This is a genomic window from Pseudoalteromonas sp. TAB23 (assembly GCF_000498075.1).
Classification (GTDB): Bacteria; Pseudomonadota; Gammaproteobacteria; order Enterobacterales; family Alteromonadaceae; genus Pseudoalteromonas; species Pseudoalteromonas arctica.
In genome coordinates this window covers 44,391-64,419 of record NZ_AUTP01000367.1, presented here as the reverse complement: position 1 = coordinate 64,419, position 20,029 = coordinate 44,391, and the positions used below count along the sequence as shown (strand labels likewise).

Here is a 20,029-nt window from a genome sequence, read left to right as displayed (position 1 = left end):
AATCGCCTTTTGTTTACATTCATTTACATTTTTGTATTATTTTCGTCATATTTATTCTCTAAACTGGTGTCCCATTTTGGGATTAATACACGGGAATAATAAAAAAATGTTTAAAACAAAAATAACACCACTCGCACTTGTTATAGCAAGTCTCAGTGCACCAGCATCCGCTGATCTAATCATTTCAGAATATATAGAGGGAAGCAGTAATAATAAAGCAATTGAGCTTTATAATAATGCACCTACCTCAATAGTACTTGATGGATACACATTAGGACTGTATTCAAACGGTAGCGATACTGTAGGAAATTCTATTGCTTTAACAGGTGAATTAGCTGCAAATACAACATACGTAATTGCCAACTCCGGCGCAATTGAAGACATACTAAGTATTTCCGATACTACTAGCACTGTTACATTTTACAACGGTGACGATGCTCTTGTGTTAACAAAAGATGGTATTGTAGTCGATAGCTTTGGTCAAGTGGGTGTAGATCCAGGGTCATTTTGGTCTGATGCCTCAGCACAAACGCAAAACAAAACACTCCGTAGAAAAGACAGTATTACAACAGGCCGCACTGATTCAACATCAGCGTTTAGCCCTAGCGATGAATGGGTTCAATTTGATATAGATACATTCGATGGATTAGGTTCTCATTCTGGTTCTGAAGGCAGTGCTCCTGAACCAATTCCAGAACCAGAACCACTTGAACCACTTGTTTGTGGCGCAGAAAAAGTACTAATTAACGCTATACAAGGCGATAGCTCTGCAAGCCCGCTTGTTAATACTTTAGTAGAGTTTGAGGGTATTGTAACCGCAGACTTCCAAGATGATGATCAATTAAAAGGCTTTTTCGTTAGCTCACTTGCTGCTGACATAGATGCAAATCCTCTCACCTCTGAAGGTGTATTTGTTTATTTTGCAGATATTGACGTAAACGTAGGCGACCATGTACGTGTACAAGGTACTGTAGAAGAATATTTTGATGCAACACAAATCGGCAGTGTTAGCCAAGTTGCCGTATGTGGCACTGGTTTAGCTGCAGCAGCTACAAAAATCACTTTACCTTTAGCTGATACAACTGATTTAGAAGCTTTTGAAGGTATGTTAGTTACATTAGAACAACCATTAGTAGTAACTAATAACTTTGGCCTTGGTCGATATGGTGAAGTTGAATTAGCAACAGAACGCTTGTATCAAGGTACCCAAGTTGCATTACCTGGAGATGCAGCTAATGCAGTTGAAACTGAAAATCTACTTAAAAAGATTTTACTAGATGATGGCTCTACAGTACAAAACTTAGACCCTACAGCCTACCCAACTCCGGGCTTATCAGCAGAAAATACATTACGTACTGGCGATACAGTTAATACGGTTACGGGGGCACTTGCTTATAGCTTTAGCCTTTACAGAATCCACCCAACTGTAGCACCTTCGTTTATTGCAACAAATGCACGTGAAAATGCGCCTGAACTTAATGCTGAAGCAGATTTACGTGTAGCTAGCTTTAACGTACTTAATTACTTTAATGGTGATGGCCAAGGCGGAGGGTTCCCGACAGCCCGAGGTGCAGATTCAGAAGCTGAATTTACTCGCCAAGAAGCTAAAATTGTAAGTGCCATTAGCGCTATCCAGGCCGATGTTGTTGGTTTAATGGAAATTGAAAATGATGGTTTTGGCGAATTTAGTGCAATTGCAAGCTTAGTAGATGCATTAAATGACGCTGATAGTGCTAACAACTATGCATTTGTTGATTTTAACGTAGATCAAATTGGTACCGATGCAATTACTACCGCACTTATCTATCGTGCTAACAAAGTAGAAGAAATAGGTACTGCTGCTATTACGACTGAGGCTCCATTTGATTTTAGTAACCGTGCTCCAATTGCACAAAGCTTTAAATCATTAGAAACTGATGAAGTATTTACTGTTGCTGTGTCACACCTTAAATCTAAAAGCTGTGGTAGTGCTTCTGGAAACAATGCAGATTCAGGTGATGGACAAGGCTGTTGGAATGAAATACGCACAGAAGGTGCTAATGCATTCGCAAATTGGCTTGATAGCAAACCAACCGGTGTTGACGACGAAGATACTATTTTAGTCGGCGATATGAATGCTTACGCAATGGAAGATCCTATACGTGCATTTGCTGATAAAGGCTACAAAAATGTAGTTGCAGAAATTGATGGTGATACGCTTGGTTATTCTTACAGTTTTTCTGGTCGCGCAGGTAGTTTAGATCATGCAGTAGCTACCCAATCACTACTTAGCAAAATTGTCGCAGCAACAGATTGGCACATCAACGCAGATGAACCTATTTCTCTTGATTACAATGTAGAGTTTAAAAGCGAAGGTCAACAATCTAGTTTGTATTCTGAAAGTGCATACCGCGCATCAGATCACGACCCTGTAATTATTGATATTAAATCTGAAATCACTTTAACACCTGAAGAACAAACGCCAGTTATTAAAGCTGATCAAGTTTTTGCAGTCGATGAAAACAGCGCAATTGGAACAATTATCGGCACACTCGATTTTAGTGATCCAAATGCCGATGAATCACCAGTTGTTAAATTTATTACATCTGATAATGACAGCGTTTCTATTAACAATCAGGGGCAGCTAATTGTTGCTGGAGAGATTGATTACGAATTTGAAAATCGTATTACTTTAACAGTGCAAGCTCAGGATAGCGTGGGTAACTTATCTAACGTTGAAAAAGTAGCCGTGAAAGTAAATAACTTACGCTCAGATGATGATAATGATGCAGGTTCATTATTATGGTTATCACTTCTTTTAGCACCACTATCAATAGTGCGTCGATTTAAAAAGAAATAACTAAGTTAAATCTAAACATTTGAAAGCCGCTCTTGCGGCTTTTTTATTTTATACAAATGTAATTCAGACAAGCTTCATTAAACCCCCCGTAATATGTTCAGACGATCTGTGAATCTTCTAGTAATTAATCAGTAACAACTACATACATTTGAGTGAATTTTACACAACAAAACCTCAGTGAATTATGTATATAAATATTACCTATTGAAAAATATGAACTTTTATTAAGGTTTAAATTTTGCTCTAAGTTATTTAGAAGATACTTACAAAATAAAATCAATATTTACCCTAAACGTAAAAATAAGTCGTGTTTTTATAAAGGAATGAGAATGAAACAACTAACCCAAAATCTGCCTAAATGGCAAAAGAAGTCAGCACCACTACTGGGTCTACTTATTATTTTTTCGACTTGGGGCAATAGCAACCAAGCGATTGCTGCAACCGTTGATGTAGCAATCCCACAAAGTAGCTTATTTGACGTAATTAGCGCCCGCGCTAAAAAGTTAGCAAGCGAAGAATACGTGGCGCCTAAAAACATTGAGCTTGAAGCACTTAACAATATTGATTATCAAGATTACCGTTCAATTCGATTTAAAAAAGACAAAGCAGTATGGAAAGATGAAGGCCTGTACGAGCTGCAATTATTCCATCCTGGTTTTTTATATAAAACACCTGTGACAATAAATACCGTTGATAGCGACTCTAAACGCAGTCGCTTACCTTTCAGTACCGACTTTTACCAATACGATGGCACTGCTGCACCACTACAAGAAGAAATAGCTAAAAGTGTTGCGGATACTCAACTAGGCCATGCTGGATTTCGCTTACATTACCCGTTAAATACTAACGAGTATAAAGACGAAGTAATGGTATTTCAGGGAGCATCGTATTTTAGAGTCGTTGGCCCTCAGCAAGTTTATGGATTATCAGCTAGAGGCCTTGCCATTGATACAGCAGAAAATTCGGGTGAAGAATTTCCAATGTTCAAAGAATTCTGGTTAGTTAAACCAAAGGCCGACCAAACCCAAATCACCATTTTTGCATTATTAGATAGCCCATCTATATCGGGTGCATACAAGTTTAGTGTTGACCCTACAACTAATATGCTAGTTGATGTTGATATGCAGATATTTGCGCGTAAAGATATTAAAAAGCTAGGTGTAGCTCCACTAACGAGTATGTTTTACCACGGTGAAAACAGTACCAAATTTTTTGATGACTATCGCCCTGAAGTTCATGACTCAGATGGCCTATTAACTCAATCAGCTGATGATAAATGGGTATGGCGCCCTCTTAACAACCCTTCACAGCTAAGTGTAACTTCGTTTTCATATAATAATCCAAAAGGTTTTGGGTTAGCTCAACGAGACCGAGACTTTAATAACTACCTGGACACAGAAGCACATTACCACAACCGCCCTAGCCTATGGATCGAACCACAAGGTGAATGGGGAAGTGGCCGTGTAGAACTTGTAGAAATACCTACTGATACAGAAACTAACGACAATATCGTAAGTTACTGGGTACCAGAAAAGCCAATGAAAGCCGGTGATTCATTAAAGCTAAGCTACAAAATGACGACCTTTAATGCAGTTTTAACTCAGCACGAGAAAGCGAGAGTACTGCGCACAAGGATCGGTAGCGCCGCTTTACCAGGTGAAGACAATCCACCACCAAAAAGCCATCGCCAATTTACTGTTGATTTTACTGGGTCAGAAATAAATCAACTCTCTGAACAGTTAAAGCTAGATGCCGACATTCAACTTACAACAGGCGAAGTAACCGACGTGAATGTACAAAAACTGCCTGATTCACGAGGATGGCGTGTAGCCTTTAAAATTGCACCACAGGACGATCAACCCGTTGATATGCGTTTATCGTTAAAACTACGTGATAAAGAAATTAGCGAGGTATGGAGTTATGTTTGGTACCCAAATGACATCAAGTAATAAAGGTAAGGGCACTCCAATGCCATTCAAAACATTAAGAGTTTGGCTATTTGCTATTGCAGCGCTTGGCACATCTGGCTACGGCATATCTATTATGTTTGAGATTTTAAGCTCAAACGGTATGACATTACTTGAGTATGCTCTTTTAGTATTATTCTCAATCACTTTTGCCTGGATTGTAACGGCATTTTGTAGTGGAACAATCGGCTTTGTATTACAGCTATTACGAATTGACCCACTTACGCTAAAGCGTATTAAACCAATTGAGTTCAATAGTGAGGCAATTAACGCCCAAAAAACCGCCGTTGTAATGCCTATTTACAACGAAGACACCCACCGTGTTATCGCGGGCTTTGAAGTTAGTCTGCAATCGTTAAAAGAAACAGGTCAACTTGCAAACTTCGATTTTTATCTATTAAGCGACACGCAAGACCCAGAAATAGCTAAAAACGAGCTAAGTGCATGGCATGCATTGTGTGAACGTTTAGGTGATACGACTAAAAACGTTTTTTATCGTCGTCGCGAAGATAACAAACACCGTAAGGTAGGTAACCTAACCGACTTTTGTGAGCGCTGGGGCAGCCAGTACGACCATATGATTGTGCTTGATGCAGATAGCGTAATGACCGGAAAATGTATGCTAGAGCTTACTACAAGTATGCTCAACAACCCACAAGCAGGCCTGATCCAAACTATTCCGATCCCTGTTCGTCAAGATACCTTTTTTGGCCGTTTTTTACAGTTTGCGTCAGTGCTATATAGCCCAATGCTCGCTACTGGCTCTGCTTTTTGGCAAACTGATAAAGCCAACTACTGGGGTCATAATGCAATCATTAGAGTTGAAGCATTTATAACGTGCTGTGGCTTGCCAACACTAAAAGGTAATGCACCTTTTGGCGGCGAAATTTTAAGTCATGACTTTGTAGAAGCTTCACTACTTCACAGTGCTGGTTGGGATGTATTGTTGCTATCAGATATTGAAGGCAGCTATGAAGAAGTACCAAGTAACATTCTAGACTACGCTGTACGCGATAGACGCTGGGTGCAAGGTAATATTCAGCACTTAGGTTTATTGTCATCATCAAAATTAAAATTAATGAGTAAGCTGCACTTTTTACTTGGTGCGACAGCCTATATTTCATCACTAATTTGGCTCTCAATGCTAGCGCTAAGTACTATTGATGCAGTAACGCGCGCATTAAATAGTGATGTGTACTTTAACCGTGTTTATCAATTATTCCCTACATGGCAAATAGCTAAAACCGATCTGATTGATTCACTCTTGTATTTAACTATTGTTATTTTATTAATGCCTAAACTAATGGGCATAATAGTAACCTTAATACATAGAAGCAAACGCTTTGGTGGTTCAATTAAGCTCATACTAGGTTCAATCATTGAAACCGTATTTGCTATTATTGTTGCCCCATTAATGATGGTATTTCATGCTTACTTTGTACTTTGTGTGTTTTTAGGTAAAAAAGTGAAGTGGGATGCACAACCACGCGAAGGTCGTATGGTTCCGTGGAAAGAGGCGTTTGGTTATACGTTATTCTCAACTATTGTGGCTATTGCATGGGGTTGTACGGCTTACTACTTCACGCCAGTATTCTTTTGGTGGTTATCACCTATATTGCTGGGCTTAGTATTAGGCGCTCCGATTATCCGTTATACCAGTAGCATTAAACTCGGTGTACAACTAAGAAAATTAGGTATATTTATTTGCCCTAGTGAAGTTGATAACGACTCAACTCTAGAAGCACTTAAAATACATCTAAAAGAAATTTCGGTACCAAAGGAAGGTGCTTATCCACAAACAATACCGGCACTACCACAAGAGCAGTTGGTAACAATGCCTATCCAGTCTTTTAAGAAGCCACGCAGGCTAAAGATGAAAGCGCTAAAAGCTAAGGCTATAAAAAAGTTTAATTAGCGCGTTATAAAATACAAAAACAAAAAAGGAGCGATTAATCGCTCCTTTTTGCTATCTAAATTAAAGATCAAGCATTGCATTTATCGCTAATATTTTCAATTTTGTTAGCTAACTTATTGCAGTACATTTTACAAATAGCTGATTGCGTTTCATCATCAAGTTGCCAGTTATAAAAATGGAACGTTTTACCATTATCTAACTCCACCTTAAAAATGGTGAAAAGAAAAAACGAACTAAATGATACGCAACTAATTTCCTCGCTATTGATATAACGCTTTGTGCATAAACGCGTATAACAAATGCCTGCTTTATAACAATGTAAAAAACGAAGATGAGGAATATTAAAAGTAGTAATAATCAGTAGAGCTGGCATTACAGTGAGAAAAACAATTTTTAGGTTCACAGAAAATATAATATGAATTAAAAATATTAAGCTGAATGCTAAAACGCATTTTGTAAATTGTAGCCACCAGTTTGGTGCTAATTTAATAGATTTCATGATCGTTACGTCTTATATAGAATTAATAGCAAACGTCTCTGCTGCGGAGACTTCCTTATCTGACTTTAGAGCTCTAGTCTAAAAGTGCTAGTATTCTACATTACGTATTTAGATGCATCAATAGAAGTTCTTAAAATTCATGCAGTTACATTTAACTTACAATTAACCTCTTATAAACCAACCAATTAAGTAATTGAGGCAAATAAATTGCTCTCTAGTACCTTTTTATTAATTAGTAACATAGGACTAATTAATAATAAAAAGTAGTTATAAACAACTAAAAAAATAAAACCAAATTATAGGCAATAAAAAACCCGCAACATGTGCGGGTTTTTTTAAGAGTTAAAGAGCTAATTACTTAGCAGCTTTTTTCTCTTTTTCTGCAGCGATTACTGTATCAGCAACGTTTTGCGGACATGCAGCGTAGTGTGAGAACTCCATAGAGAACTGACCACGACCAGATGTCATTGTACGTAGTGTACCGATGTAACCGAACATTTCTGATAACGGTACGTCAGCTTTAATACGGCTGCCTGTTAAACCAGCTTCTTGGTCTTTCATCATACCACGACGACGGTTAAGGTCACCGATTACGTCACCAACGTGATCTTCTGGAGTGAACACGTCAACATTCATGATTGGCTCAAGAAGTTGTGCGCCCGCTTTAGGGATCGATTGACGGAAAGCGCCTTTAGCAGCGATTTCGAACGCGATTGCAGATGAATCCACGGCATGGAAACCACCGTCGAAAAGTTCAATTTCAACGTCAAGTACAGGGAAGCCAGCTAGAACACCAGTACCCATCATTGACTTGAAGCCTTTCTCAACTGCAGGCCAGAATTCTTTAGGTACGTTACCACCAACAACTGATGATTTAAACGTGAAACCTGAAGCAACTTCGCCTGGCTTGATGCGGTAGTCGATTTTACCGAACTGACCAGAACCACCAGATTGTTTCTTATGCGTGTAGCTATCTTCAATTTCTTTAGTGATAGTTTCACGGTAAGCAACTTGTGGTTGACCAACAATAAGGTCTACGCCGTAAGTACGCTTAAGAATATCTACTTTGATATCTAAGTGAAGCTCACCCATACCTTTAAGGATAGTCTCGCCTGAATCTTCATCAGTTTCAACTTGGAAAGATGGATCTTCTGCAACCATTTTACCGATAGCAACACCCATTTTCTCATTACCGCCTTTATCCTTAGGCTGTACAGCAATCGAGATTACTGGAGTTGGGAATACCATTGGCTCAAGTGTTACTGGGTGCTTAGGATCACATAGAGTGTGACCAGTTTGCACGTTTTTCATACCTACGATAGCAATGATGTCACCAGCTTGTGCGCTAGTTAATTCGTTACGGTCATCTGCTTGCATCTCAACCATACGGCCAACACGCTCAGTTTTACCAGTAAACGAGTTAAGGATAGTGTCACCCTTGTTTAGTTTACCTGAGTAAATACGTACGAATGTTAATGCACCAAAACGGTCATCCATTATTTTGAATGCTAACGCTTTGAAAGGTTCGTCAGTAGATACTACTGCGAACTCGCCATTTTCGTTACCTTCTTCATCCATAAGAGGTTGAGGATCAACTTCTGTAGGACATGGTAAGTAATCAACAACAGCGTCAAGAATAAGCTGCATACCTTTGTTCTTAAACGCAGAACCACAGTATGTTGGGAAGAAAGCAAGGTCACGAGTACCTTTACGGATACAACGTTTGATGTCTTCTAAAGAAGGTGCTTCACCTTCCATGTAAGCTTCAAGTAGTGCATCGTCTTGCTCAAGGGCAGTTTCAACAAGCATTTCATAATACTCGTCAGTTTTATCTACCATGTCTGCAGGAATGTCTGTGATTTCGTAGTTTTCAGGAAGACCAGTGTCATCCCAAACGTATGCTTTTTTAGTTAAAACATCTACAACACCAACAAACTCATCTTCAATACCAATTGGTAAAGTCATGATTAGTGGAGTTGCGCCAAGTACTTTACGTACTTGCTCAGTTACACGGTAAAAATCAGCACCCATACGGTCTAATTTATTTACGAAGATAATACGTGCAACTTCTGAATCATTAGCATAACGCCAGTTAGTTTCTGATTGTGGTTCAACACCACCAGAACCACAGAACACACCGATGCCGCCATCTAGTACTTTAAGTGAACGGTAAACTTCAACTGTGAAGTCAACGTGTCCAGGAGTATCGATAACGTTAAAACGGTGATCTTTCCAGAAACAGCTTACAGCCGCAGACTGAATAGTAATACCGCGCTCAGCTTCTTGTTCCATGAAGTCAGTAGTAGATTCACCATCATGAACCTCACCAGTTTTATGGATTTGACCAGTAAGCTTTAGGATACGCTCAGTAGTCGTGGTCTTACCCGCATCAACGTGCGCGAAAATACCAATGTTTCTGTACTTCGATAAATCTGCCATTAATTTTGCTCTTAATAAAGTCGATAAATTATTCCGCAGGAGTATAACATCACTTAAAGCGAACATCACCATACAAGCCGCTTAAAATGCAATCAATTCAACATATTTTTTTTATCGTCAGAATCTATTAAATATCAAACATAACAAAAAAAACGTAAGGTGTTGAAATAAATAGAATTTAATATTTAAGCCTTAGGTACAAAAAGTTACTTCGCTATTTTATAGCAACGTTCAGGGCGGCCAATACTGCCATAACTTTGATCCGCTGTTAACTTACCTGATTCAAGCAAATACTCCAAGTAACGGCGTGCTGTAGAGCGACTAACACCAACCAAATCGCCCATTTGCTGAGCGGTAAATGCGGTGGTTGCGTGCTCTACAAAAGCATCATGTATTTTTTTTAGGGTAAGTTGATCGACCCCTTTTGGTAAACGAACAAACGTGTTGGTTTGCTGCTTTGAACCAAATAACGTATCAACCATTGACTGCGTTACTTCATTTGCATCAGAAAAACATTGCTGACGTGATTCAAAACGTGCAAGTGCTTGATCAAGTCGGTTTAACATTAATGGTTTTACTAAAAAGTCGCATGCACCTAACTGCATTGCTTTTTCAAGGGTTTCGACCTCTTTTGCAGCAGTGAGCAGCATAACTTCACTTTTAATCGTTCGACGTCGTAAGTCGGTCAATAAATCAAGTCCGTTACCATCAGGTAAATGTATATCGAGTAAAATCAAATCGGGTTCAATTGCATGCAGTAAGGCTGTTGCCGTGCTTAAATTACCTGCAATGCCCACTACCTGATACTGTGCTTGCCTTAAACTTTGCTTTGGCGTTTGACTACCTGCGACACCATTTGGTAATAACAAGTACTGCGCTAATAGCTGTGCTACCTCTACTTCGTCTTCAATTATTACTACTGAATACGTCATGTTTAATGCTCTTATTATTTTGGAATGTAAACACTTAGTCTTGCACCTAGTAGGTCTGACTCACCAATTTCTAACGTGCCACCGCATGAGTCTAAATTTGTTTTTACTAAATATAAACCAATACCATGCTCTGCTCCTGATTTAGAGCTGTACTGAGGGGTAAAAATAACATCATGGTCAGAACCTAACCCAAAGCCTGTATCTTCTACATCAAATAAGAGAGTTTGGCTGGTTTCATCAACGGTTACCCGTACTTTTGCAGAGCGAGAGTTCGATGACCTAATAGCAGCCTCAATCGCATTATCTATAAGGTTACCTAAAATAGATACAACTCGCTCGAGCATATCTTTACGTGCAATAACACCAAGTAGGCTGTCGGGGTTAAGCTCAAGCGCAACATTTAATTCTCTTGCTTTATGATATTTACCCACCAACAAACCAGCAAGCACAGGGTCTTGTATGCGCTCTAACAAGTTATGAATTTGTGCCTGAGAGCCCTGGCTTTCTTGCCCTATTATTTCTATAGCTTGTTCGTTTTTGCCCATTTGCACTAACGCACCAATTAAGTTGAGCTTATTAGAATAGTCATGAGTTTGTACCCTTAAAAGCTCTGCAAAAGCCTGAACTTTAGTAAGTTGTTGGCTTAAATACTCAAGTTCATCAGAGGGGCGCATACTCAGTAAAATACCATCCGCCTGCCCTTGCACTTGCAAAGAAAATCTCGATAAAATAAGGCGTTTATCGGCGGCAAATAATTCAAAACCCACTATTTTACGCCGCTGATTACGCAATAAAAATTCTGCATGTTCAGGTAATAAATCGTTTAAGGTGAGGTTCTGATTAATAATTGAAGTTGGTTTATCTAATATTTCGCAGGCGCGTTGATTGAGTTTTCGTACTTTTCCGTCCGGGTCGAGTGCAATAATACCGCTGCGTACCGTATTTAAAATTGCATCTTGTTCTGAAAACAAACGTGCAATTTCATCTGGCTGCAGGCCAAAAATAGCATTTCTGACACGCTGTCCAATATAAATAGCCGCCAGTATACTTAAACCTACAAGTATTAAGCCCCATATTAAAATTTCACTACTGCGAGAGAGAATAAGCGGATCGATTGATTGTACTAAAAAACCAACCGATACAACGCCTACTATTTCATTATTACCTGCGTACACCGGCACTTTGCCACGAATTGATTCACCTAAGCTACCATGGGCCACCGAAATATAGCGTTCTCCTTTTAATGCAGCTTGGCTATCGCCTCCGACCATTTTTTTGCCAATTTTATCTTCATCTGGATGCACAATACGAAGCGCATTTTCATCGCCAACAACAATAAAATCAGCACCTACAAGCTGTCGTAAATCTTCAATTTGCATGTTAATAGCGGTTAAGTCACTAGGTATTTTCAGTGCATTAATTACATCAGCACGTGTGGCAATACTGCTTGCCACAGCTAATGCTTTATCACCAATATGGTTATGTAAGCTTTGCGCTGTAAGTTGATACACCAACGCGCCAAATAATAAAGCCTGCAATACACACAATCCTGTTACCCAAATAATTAATCGTGTTTCTAATCGCTTAGGTTTTGTGACCATGTTTTGCAATGGATTTAGCTTGTTGGTGTTTTTCATTTCATTCTCAATTATGCATTTGCTTTGTCTGCACGGCGTTGCATTAAATAATCTTTTAACGGAAACAACAGCACTAAAATTGAAATTATAAATATGCTCAATGTTAGCGGACGATCCCATAAAAAGCTTAATGAGCCATCAGAAATCATCATTGAACGACGGAAGTTTCGCTCAATCATATCCCCTAATATAAAACCTAATAATAATGGTGCCATAGGAAACGACAGTAATCGCAATACTAGCGCAACCACCGCAAATCCTACCATCATAAATAAGTCGAAGGTATTGAAGGACACTAAGTAAACGCCAATTAAGCTAAAGAACAATATCATCACGGTGAGTACCGACTTAGGCATTGCTAATACTTTTGCAAAGTAAGGAATCAGCGGCAAATTTAAAATAAGCAGCACAATATTACCAAAGTACATACTTACAATAACCGCCCAAAATACACTTGGGTTTTCTTGCATAAGCATTGGACCTGGTTGAATGCCGTAAGCAATCAAAGCACCTAGCATAATTGCCGTAGTACCTGAGCCCGGAATACCAAGCGTTAACAGTGGAACAAACGATCCTGTACACGCCGCATTATTTGCCGACTCTGGTGCAGCTAAACCACGTAATGAGCCTTTACCAAACTTTTCTTTTAAACCTTTTGGCGCTAAATTTCGCTCTGTTGCATAAGCCATAAAGCTCGCAATAGTTGCACCAGCACCCGGTAACACTCCTACTATAAAACCTAAAATAGACGAGCGACCAATCACTGGTGCTATCTCTTTAATCTCGGCTTTGCTTAACTTGGTTGAACCTATTTGCGGTGTGTCTGAGTCATTAATGTTTTTAGCATCTTTTTTCTCTGGTTTTACAACATTTACAAGCGCCTCGGCTAATGCAAATGTTGCCATAGCAACCAGTAAAAAGCTTATTCCATCGAGTAAATCAGGTTGCCCGAAGGTAAATCGGTCAGTCCCTGATGATGGATCAATTCCAACCGTTGCTAGCATCAAGCCAAACACAGTCATCATCATTGCTTTTAAAAATTGCCCTTTATTTGAAAATGCTGCAATAGCTGTTAAGCCTAAAAACATCAACACAACATAATCAGGGGATTGAAAACTCAATGACACTTTTGCTAATAAAGGTGCAGCTACCATTAATAATATGGCGCCAATCGTTCCGCCTATAAAGGAGGAATAAGCAGCAATTGCCAATGCTTTACCTGCGTGCCCTTGTTTAGCAAGCGGGTAGCCATCAAAGGAGGAAGCTACCGTACCCGCCACGCCAGGCGCATTAATTAAAATAGATGACGTAGAGCCACCAAAAATAGCGCCGTAATAAACACCCGCCATTAAAATCATGCCCGAATCGGCGCCAATGCTGTAAGTAATTGGGATCATCAAGGCAATTGCGGTAATTGGCCCCAATCCTGGTAACATACCTATAAAAGTACCTACCAAGCAGCCAGCTATAACGTACATTAAATTATTAAAGTCGAGCACGGTCGACAAACCAAGCATAATTCCATCAAACATAACTTAACTCCACAAATCGCCCGGAACCAAGTAAATACCTAATACTTGAGTCATCAAAAACCAAAAAACCACCGCAACCGGTATCGATGCAAATAGCAAAATTCCCTTACGTCTTTCGCCCATCACAAAAAAGCCCGCAAGCAAAAACGCACTAGTAGAAATTAAAAAACCAATTGGCTCCAGTGCCGCGCTATAAATTATCATTAATATTAATAAACCAAAGGTGCGCAGTACGTGTGACTTTTCAAGAACATCATCAGTATTAGTTTTCTCTCTTGGTTTAAGCAATGTTGAACCAATAGAAAGTAAGCACACCACAATACCAAACCCGGCATATACTTTAGGAAGTGTCGCTGAGGTAACCGTTTCGTATTCTTCAAACGGTAGTAGCGGAATTTGCCATGCAACCACAGCGTATAAAGTAAATAGCGCCAAGAATAAACTTGGCCCTATTAATTCTCGATTCGTCATTTTAAAACCTCGATTACGGCAATGTGCGGATAAAGCCAAGCTCTTCCATTACAGCTCTAAGCTGCACTTCTTGCGCTTCTAGTGACTTAATAAACTCATCTTTTTCTTGAAAAAGATTTAGCCAACCGTTACGAGCTCGTACAGCTTCCCACTCAGGTGTACTTTGCAACTCACGTAGTTTTTTTGTGTACTGTGCTAACTTTTCAGCGGGTAAATTAGGCGCAGCAAAAAGACCACGCCAATTAACAAATTCCATATCGTAACCTAGTGACTTAAGTGTGGGTATTTTTGGGTAATCAGGTAAGGGCTCACCCGATGTAACCGCTAAAATACGTGCTTGACCACCGTTAGCTACTTCAAGCGCTTCACTTAAGCCAGTAGAAAGTAAATTCACTTCGCCTGAAAGCAACCCAGCCTTAGCTTTACCGCCTGCATCGTAAGGAATATAACGTAGGCGTCGACCATCTATACCCGCAGCTTTAACTGCTTGAGCCGCCACTAAGTGATCCATACTGCCGCGAGCAGAACCGCCCGCTACTTTTACCGAACTTGGATCTTCTTTTATTGATTTAATAACATCCTCCCAAGTTTTAAATGGAGAATCGTTACGCACTACAAACGCGCCATAATCTGCAATCATACTGGCTACAGGTGTTAAATCGCGATAGCTATAAGGAATTCGGCCACTTAACGCGCGCAATACGATAGGCGTTGAGTTAACCATTAAAATATCGCCCTTTTTAGTGCCCGACTCAATTAAATACGCAATAGCACGACCGCCTCCACCACCAGACATATTTTGAAAAGATGCATTATTTTCAATGCCCGACTTAACTAACCCTTCGCCTATACCACGGGCTGTTGTATCCCAACCACCACCAGGTCCGCCAGGGATTAAAAAGTGAGTGTCGGCCATTGCCATTGGGCTACTAAGTACTAACGATGCTGCAAATATGGTCGTTTGTAATGATTTAAATAATTTCATTGTGTGTCCCTTTAAAATAAATACTGCATACGTGCACTAAAGCCCATACCAGAGTCTTCGTCGCCAACCAGCGCAGTAGTACCGGCACCTTCTACATCGCTGTAAATTAGATTACCCATAAACTTAATATCACTACTTACGTAATAAGATGTACCTAATGTATAAGTTGTCGCTTTTGTGCCTTGTAAGCTACTTGTAGCATCTACTTCTGAAACACGTGCCACCAACTCCCATGCATCTTTAATATTTTTAGGTTGTACAAATAATGCAGAGCTCGCTTTGTATTGGCGCTGTTCTCCACCTAAAAAGTAACTTGCCGATACATGAAAACCATCAAAGCGCTCGCCATCTAAAAAATCAGCACTATTAGCGGCATCAAGTGAGCGGCTTGCATATTCAGCCTCAAGTGTTAAAGAATCCGCCTGATAAGCAAACTCAAGACCGGTTTGCGATAAACTATCAAGTGGGCTTGTTACACCACCAGCAGCATAATCAACAAGGCGAGTATTAGTCTCGCGCACTTCACCACGCGCAAAACGTGCGCCTAATTCATTGCCACCCATATCGCGATATGAATGCCACACGCCTAAATGAATTACATCGCCAGGTGATGCACTCGACCATGTAGCACGCCCAGTAATAGCAAGAGTAAGCTTGTCGTTTTCATCGCTACCTGTTGCACCAAGTGCATCATTTTTATAAACGCCTATCGCGTAACGAAAGCCTGAGTCTTTAAAATATTGATAGGCAGAAGCGCCCCAACGAAAAAATGGGGAGAAAGTATTGGCAAGCGAACTACGCTCAATTGTATTAATGTGCTTTGAACTGGTTAATGCATTTAGCGATATATCTTCGCGAATTTTACCTGCTTTAACTTTAAGTCCGTTATCAAACGCATAACGAACACGCGCCATCACTATTTCAGCAGTGCCTTCGGCAAACTCGAGTAACAACTTGTGATCCCAATTTCCGTGCTCACTTTCAACGTAAGTACGAATACGACGAGGGAAAAAATTGCTCCCGCCAGAGCCCTCGTTATCAGCATTGTAAGCACCATCAAAATAGTTGTAGTCGAGCTGAACCCGTCCACCAAACTCTAAATTAAAACCACTGGTTGTTTTTAATGCACTTACTTCTTTTTGTAACGCATCTAATTGCTCTTGTAGTTTTTGCGTATCGTTATCGGCTAAAACGGATGTACTTGCTAATGCAGCAGCAACTGCCAAAGCGAGTTGTGTGTTACTTGCTTTCATTATTTTCTCCACGCTTGTGTATGTATTTATTGTCAGGTAGATAAGCGACGACAAACTGCTATCTAACTCGCAGCTTATTGTTAACGTGAAATTAACTAAATATTTAGAAGGTAAGGTGCATTGATGATCGTTATGTGCTTTTTGCTCATAAAGCTCATGAACAAAAAGAGCAAAAACAGTTACTGTTATATTTTGATTTATAAACACTTTTAAAGGTTTGAATGATTACCGTACGAATAAATAGATAGGATTTTTGCAGCTCTAACAAAGCCCACAATAAAGTAGGCTTAGCTAATTATGATTTAGCAATACAACTAAAAAATTATTTTAGGAACATTTGAGGGGGGTTAAGCGTTTCGCACTTACCATAGCAGTTTATTTATATACTATTAATTAACTGCTCAACAATGAATTTGTTAACATCTCATTGTCAAAAAAGCCTAAATTTGGTACATTATTCCTTCAATAGTATTTATAAAAACAACTATAAGACCCTACAATGAAATGGAACTTCCTTCGACTCAGCTCTTGGCTAATTGCACTTACCTTATTAATTTTCTCTCATAGTATTTTTGCGCAGCAATATAAAATAGATAAACCAGCTAATTGGGTTAATACACATATTATTGAGCAACCCAAGCATTCCGACATAACCAAGGTACGTGACGGCACACTTTATTTGTTACTCGATAACCAATCCTATATACCGAGCAGACAAAAACAGCAACGCTATACGCGTTTGGTTATGAAAGCTTTAAATCAAAGTGGTGTTGATTATATAAGCCAGCTTAATCTTGATTTTGATCCAAGTTATGAGTCGCTAACACTAAACAGCTTAACGATTATTAGAAATAATGAGCGTATTGATAAGCTTGGCAGCGCGAGAATGACGGTTATACAAGGGGAATCTGAATTAGCTGCTCGTATTTATAATGGTAGCTTATCACTCAATATTATTATTGATGATATGCGCAGTGGCGACATACTCGATTACAGCTACACAGTGACAGGTAGCAACCCTATATATGCTAATAAATTTAGTACAAGGCGCACGCTTAACTGGTCGGTACCTGTAGTGCAACAAAATATGCGTGTACTTTGGGGTAAACAAACGCCTTTACATATCAATACAATAAACGGCACAGCAGATATTCAAGAAACGCTTAACAAATATGGCAAAGATTATTCTATAACTCTTTTTGAAGAACCTTTACTGGAGCAAAATTCTCAAACCCCAACGTGGTACGACCCGTATACACAAGTTTACTTTTCTGAGTTTGACGGTTGGGGTCAGGTAGTTAACTGGGCATATCCGCTTTATCAATCAGCCATAGAAACCCCAAACAGCATTTTGGATGTAGCTGAAGAAATAAAAGCAAAACACACAAAAACATCAGACAAAATTGCAGCAGCACTGCGCTTTAGCCAAGACGAAGTTCGATATTTAGGGCTTGAAATGGGCACTAACTCGCATCAACCAACGTCAGCTTCAGAAACGCTTTCGCTACGATATGGCGATTGTAAAGATAAAACGGTACTGCTTATTTCGTTATTAAAAGCGATGGATATAGAGGCCTTCCCCGCGCTAGTTGATACAGAGGAAACCAAACGTTTAAAAGAACTTCCACCTTCTGCAAGTGTATTTAATCACGTAATTGTTACGCTTAAACAAAACGGAAAACGCTACTGGCTCGATCCTACGGTTAGCTACCAGCGAGGTACTCTCGAATATTTAGCACAGCCTGATTATGGCTATGCCCTAATTATTGATAAAGGTGAAAGCGCTTTAACTTCAATGGCGCAAAAACCTGTACATACAAATGTATCTGTAGAAGATAACTTTTTTATTGCTGAAAAAGTATCTGAGCCATCACGTTTTGAAACCCAGTACACTTATGCTGAATTTGAAGCTATTAACCGAAGAAGCAATATAGCCAGCAGTGGTCTAAATAGCGTTGCTAAATCTTATTTCGAGTATTACCAAGGCTTTTTAAATGGTCTATCAATCAATGAAGCAATGACTATTAGTGAACAAGAACAAACGGGTAAACTAATAACCAAAGAATCGTATTTAATTAGTGAATTTTGGGAAAAAACAGACGAAGGCTACGAAGCTAGTTTTTACGCGAATGAAATACAAAATAGCGTTTACGAACCAAAGCAGGTAAATCGCACCGACCCACTCTACTTTGGCTACCCCAATATAATTAACACCACAATAAAACTGCATTTTGCAGAAAAAGGTTGGGGATTTGATAGCGATCAACAAGAAATTGATAACGACTACTTCAACCTAAAAACAACTACTGAATTTAATGATAATGTTTTAACACTGAGTTATGACTATTACGTAAAACAAGATCATATTAAAGCCGCTCAAATAGATGATTATTTAGCACAGCGTAAAAAGTTAATATCAGCAACCCATTACCCTATTCTAAAATACGCGGAAACGACCGAAACACCTCAAACAGCAGCTGATGTGCTAGATAGCTTTGGTTATAGTTGGCTTAAATATGTGTTGGCTGGCTATATTTTAGTACTCATATTCTTTTTTGCCGATTGGCGATTAGAGTCAGCAAAAAAAGTGAAATTTGAAGATAGTCCATTTTATGCAGTATCTGTAAGTAAGTTTATTATTTACAGTATTTTAAGTTTAGGCATATTTGTTAATTATTGGAGTTATCGTAACTTTAAAGCCATTAAAGAGCGCGATAACTCAAGTATTATGCCTATTGCTCGAGGTATATTTGCGTTTTTATGGTATTACCCTTTGTATCTCGCACTTGCAGAGCACAGCCAACAACAGTTAAACAAAAATAGAGTAATGCCTAACTGGACTGCCTTAACACTCTGGCTAATGATACTCGCCAGCGTCTTTGCTTATCGTATGGACGAATACGCAACCATAGTGATTTGTATAATGCCATTTTTATGGTTGCCTCTAGTTAGTTACATTGAACAAACCGATACAAGTAAAGAAGCCCTACATTACAACTCGTACTGGCGAATTAGACAGTATTTAATCTCGCTTGCGTTTGCACCTCTATTATTTTTAGGCGTACTTCAAGAAGTAAATATTTTACCCAATGCCGCAATTATAAAAGGCGATAGTTTATGGTCTTACCAAGTACACTTTTTAAAACGTAATCGCCTAACACCTGAAAACGAAGAAATACTTTATTTTTATAGCGATGCAGTATTTGATTACCGAGAAGACGGTAACGGAATAACCGAGAACTATATTTTTAGCTATTACAAAAATGACCAAGGAGAACTTGAATCAGATCTTAGTCACTTTAAAGACATAGAAAAAATAGAAACCACATACGGTAAAACCAAACTTGATAATACAAGTATTAAAGTAATAAAAACTGACGGTAGTGATTTTTTGCTTATTGTAGGACGTTTTAACAAACAAGATAAAGTACTCGTAAAGCAAATTAATTTACGTATAACAGCCAATAAATTACAGTAATTTGACTAAGCTTAATTTAATGCATATTATTGTTTTGTTCATAAAACAAACAGCCGTGAGCGATATTGGATATAATCATCGA

11 protein-coding genes are annotated in these 20,029 nt (G+C 39.0%); 4 read left to right on the top strand and 7 right to left on the bottom strand.

Features of this window, described 5'->3' with window-relative positions; all coding sequences use genetic code 11:
• The first annotated feature begins 106 nt into the window (after positions 1-106).
• From L654_RS0125200 to mdoH, 3 genes are all read left to right on the top strand, one after another.
• Entirely contained in the window at positions 107-2,839 is a 2,733-nt protein-coding gene (locus tag L654_RS0125200) for an ExeM/NucH family extracellular endonuclease (RefSeq protein WP_024589476.1), read from the top strand.
• Between the two features lie 329 nt (positions 2,840-3,168).
• Positions 3,169-4,788 (top strand): glucan biosynthesis protein G, encoded by a 1,620-nt coding sequence (locus L654_RS0125195; protein ID WP_024589477.1) that lies wholly within the window; start codon positions 3,169-3,171, stop codon positions 4,786-4,788.
• Positions 4,760-6,721 carry a glucans biosynthesis glucosyltransferase MdoH gene (gene mdoH / locus L654_RS0125190; RefSeq protein ID WP_024609386.1) on the top strand — a complete coding sequence of 654 codons (1,962 nt, stop codon included), beginning with the start codon at positions 4,760-4,762 and terminating at the stop codon, positions 6,719-6,721. The genes L654_RS0125195 and mdoH overlap by 29 nt, the downstream gene beginning before the upstream one ends.
• 853 nt (positions 6,722-7,574) lie before the next feature.
• On the opposite strand, the gene fusA is transcribed toward mdoH, so the two are convergent.
• The 7 genes from fusA to L654_RS0125150 all read right to left on the bottom strand — a co-directional run bounded on the left by fusA (position 7,575) and on the right by L654_RS0125150 (position 16,469).
• Positions 7,575-9,659 carry an elongation factor G gene (gene fusA, locus L654_RS0125180; RefSeq protein ID WP_010554859.1) on the bottom strand — a complete coding sequence of 695 codons (2,085 nt, stop codon included), beginning with the start codon at positions 9,657-9,659 and terminating at the stop codon, positions 7,575-7,577.
• Between the two features lie 206 nt (positions 9,660-9,865).
• The gene (locus L654_RS0125175; RefSeq protein ID WP_024609385.1) at positions 9,866-10,591 is read right to left on the bottom strand and encodes a response regulator; all 726 of its coding nucleotides are present in this window, start codon (positions 10,589-10,591) and stop codon (positions 9,866-9,868) included.
• Positions 10,592-10,605: 14 nt separating this feature from the next.
• Positions 10,606-12,228: a sensor histidine kinase gene (locus L654_RS0125170; RefSeq protein WP_024609384.1), complete on the bottom strand. Its 1,623-nt coding sequence runs from the start codon at positions 12,226-12,228 to the stop codon at positions 10,606-10,608.
• A gap of 11 nt (positions 12,229-12,239) precedes the next feature.
• On the bottom strand, positions 12,240-13,760 hold the full coding sequence (locus L654_RS0125165) for a tripartite tricarboxylate transporter permease (protein ID WP_024609383.1): 1,521 nt from the start codon (positions 13,758-13,760) through the stop codon (positions 12,240-12,242).
• A 3-nt stretch (positions 13,761-13,763) separates the two neighbouring features.
• Positions 13,764-14,231 (bottom strand): tripartite tricarboxylate transporter TctB family protein, encoded by a 468-nt coding sequence (locus L654_RS0125160; RefSeq protein WP_024609382.1) that lies wholly within the window; start codon positions 14,229-14,231, stop codon positions 13,764-13,766.
• A 13-nt stretch (positions 14,232-14,244) separates the two neighbouring features.
• Positions 14,245-15,216 (bottom strand): tripartite tricarboxylate transporter substrate-binding protein, encoded by a 972-nt coding sequence (locus L654_RS0125155; RefSeq protein ID WP_024589481.1) that lies wholly within the window; start codon positions 15,214-15,216, stop codon positions 14,245-14,247.
• An 11-nt stretch (positions 15,217-15,227) separates the two neighbouring features.
• A complete protein-coding gene (locus L654_RS0125150; RefSeq protein ID WP_024609381.1) occupies positions 15,228-16,469 on the bottom strand; it encodes a porin in 1,242 nt (413 codons plus the stop codon).
• A gap of 499 nt (positions 16,470-16,968) precedes the next feature.
• Here L654_RS0125150 and L654_RS0125145 point away from each other — a divergent pair, with 499 nt between their 5' ends.
• Positions 16,969-19,947, top strand: a complete 2,979-nt coding sequence (locus L654_RS0125145) for a DUF3857 domain-containing transglutaminase family protein (protein WP_024609380.1) — start codon at positions 16,969-16,971, stop codon at positions 19,945-19,947.
• Positions 19,948-20,029 lie beyond the last annotated feature (82 nt).

Coding starts and splice junctions, on each gene's coding strand:
- L654_RS0125160 (WP_024609382.1), bottom strand. CDS start 14,231: ATGACGAATCGAGAATTAATAGGGCCAAGTTTATTCTTGGCGCTATTT.
- L654_RS0125155 (WP_024589481.1), bottom strand. CDS start 15,216: ATGAAATTATTTAAATCATTACAAACGACCATATTTGCAGCATCGTTA.
- L654_RS0125200 (WP_024589476.1), top strand. CDS start 107: ATGTTTAAAACAAAAATAACACCACTCGCACTTGTTATAGCAAGTCTC.
- L654_RS0125175 (WP_024609385.1), bottom strand. CDS start 10,591: ATGACGTATTCAGTAGTAATAATTGAAGACGAAGTAGAGGTAGCACAG.
- L654_RS0125150 (WP_024609381.1), bottom strand. CDS start 16,469: ATGAAAGCAAGTAACACACAACTCGCTTTGGCAGTTGCTGCTGCATTA.
- mdoH (WP_024609386.1), top strand. CDS start 4,760: ATGTTTGGTACCCAAATGACATCAAGTAATAAAGGTAAGGGCACTCCA.
- L654_RS0125170 (WP_024609384.1), bottom strand. CDS start 12,228: ATGAAAAACACCAACAAGCTAAATCCATTGCAAAACATGGTCACAAAA.
- fusA (WP_010554859.1), bottom strand. CDS start 9,659: ATGGCAGATTTATCGAAGTACAGAAACATTGGTATTTTCGCGCACGTT.
- L654_RS0125165 (WP_024609383.1), bottom strand. CDS start 13,760: ATGTTTGATGGAATTATGCTTGGTTTGTCGACCGTGCTCGACTTTAAT.
- L654_RS0125195 (WP_024589477.1), top strand. CDS start 3,169: ATGAAACAACTAACCCAAAATCTGCCTAAATGGCAAAAGAAGTCAGCA.
- L654_RS0125145 (WP_024609380.1), top strand. CDS start 16,969: ATGAAATGGAACTTCCTTCGACTCAGCTCTTGGCTAATTGCACTTACC.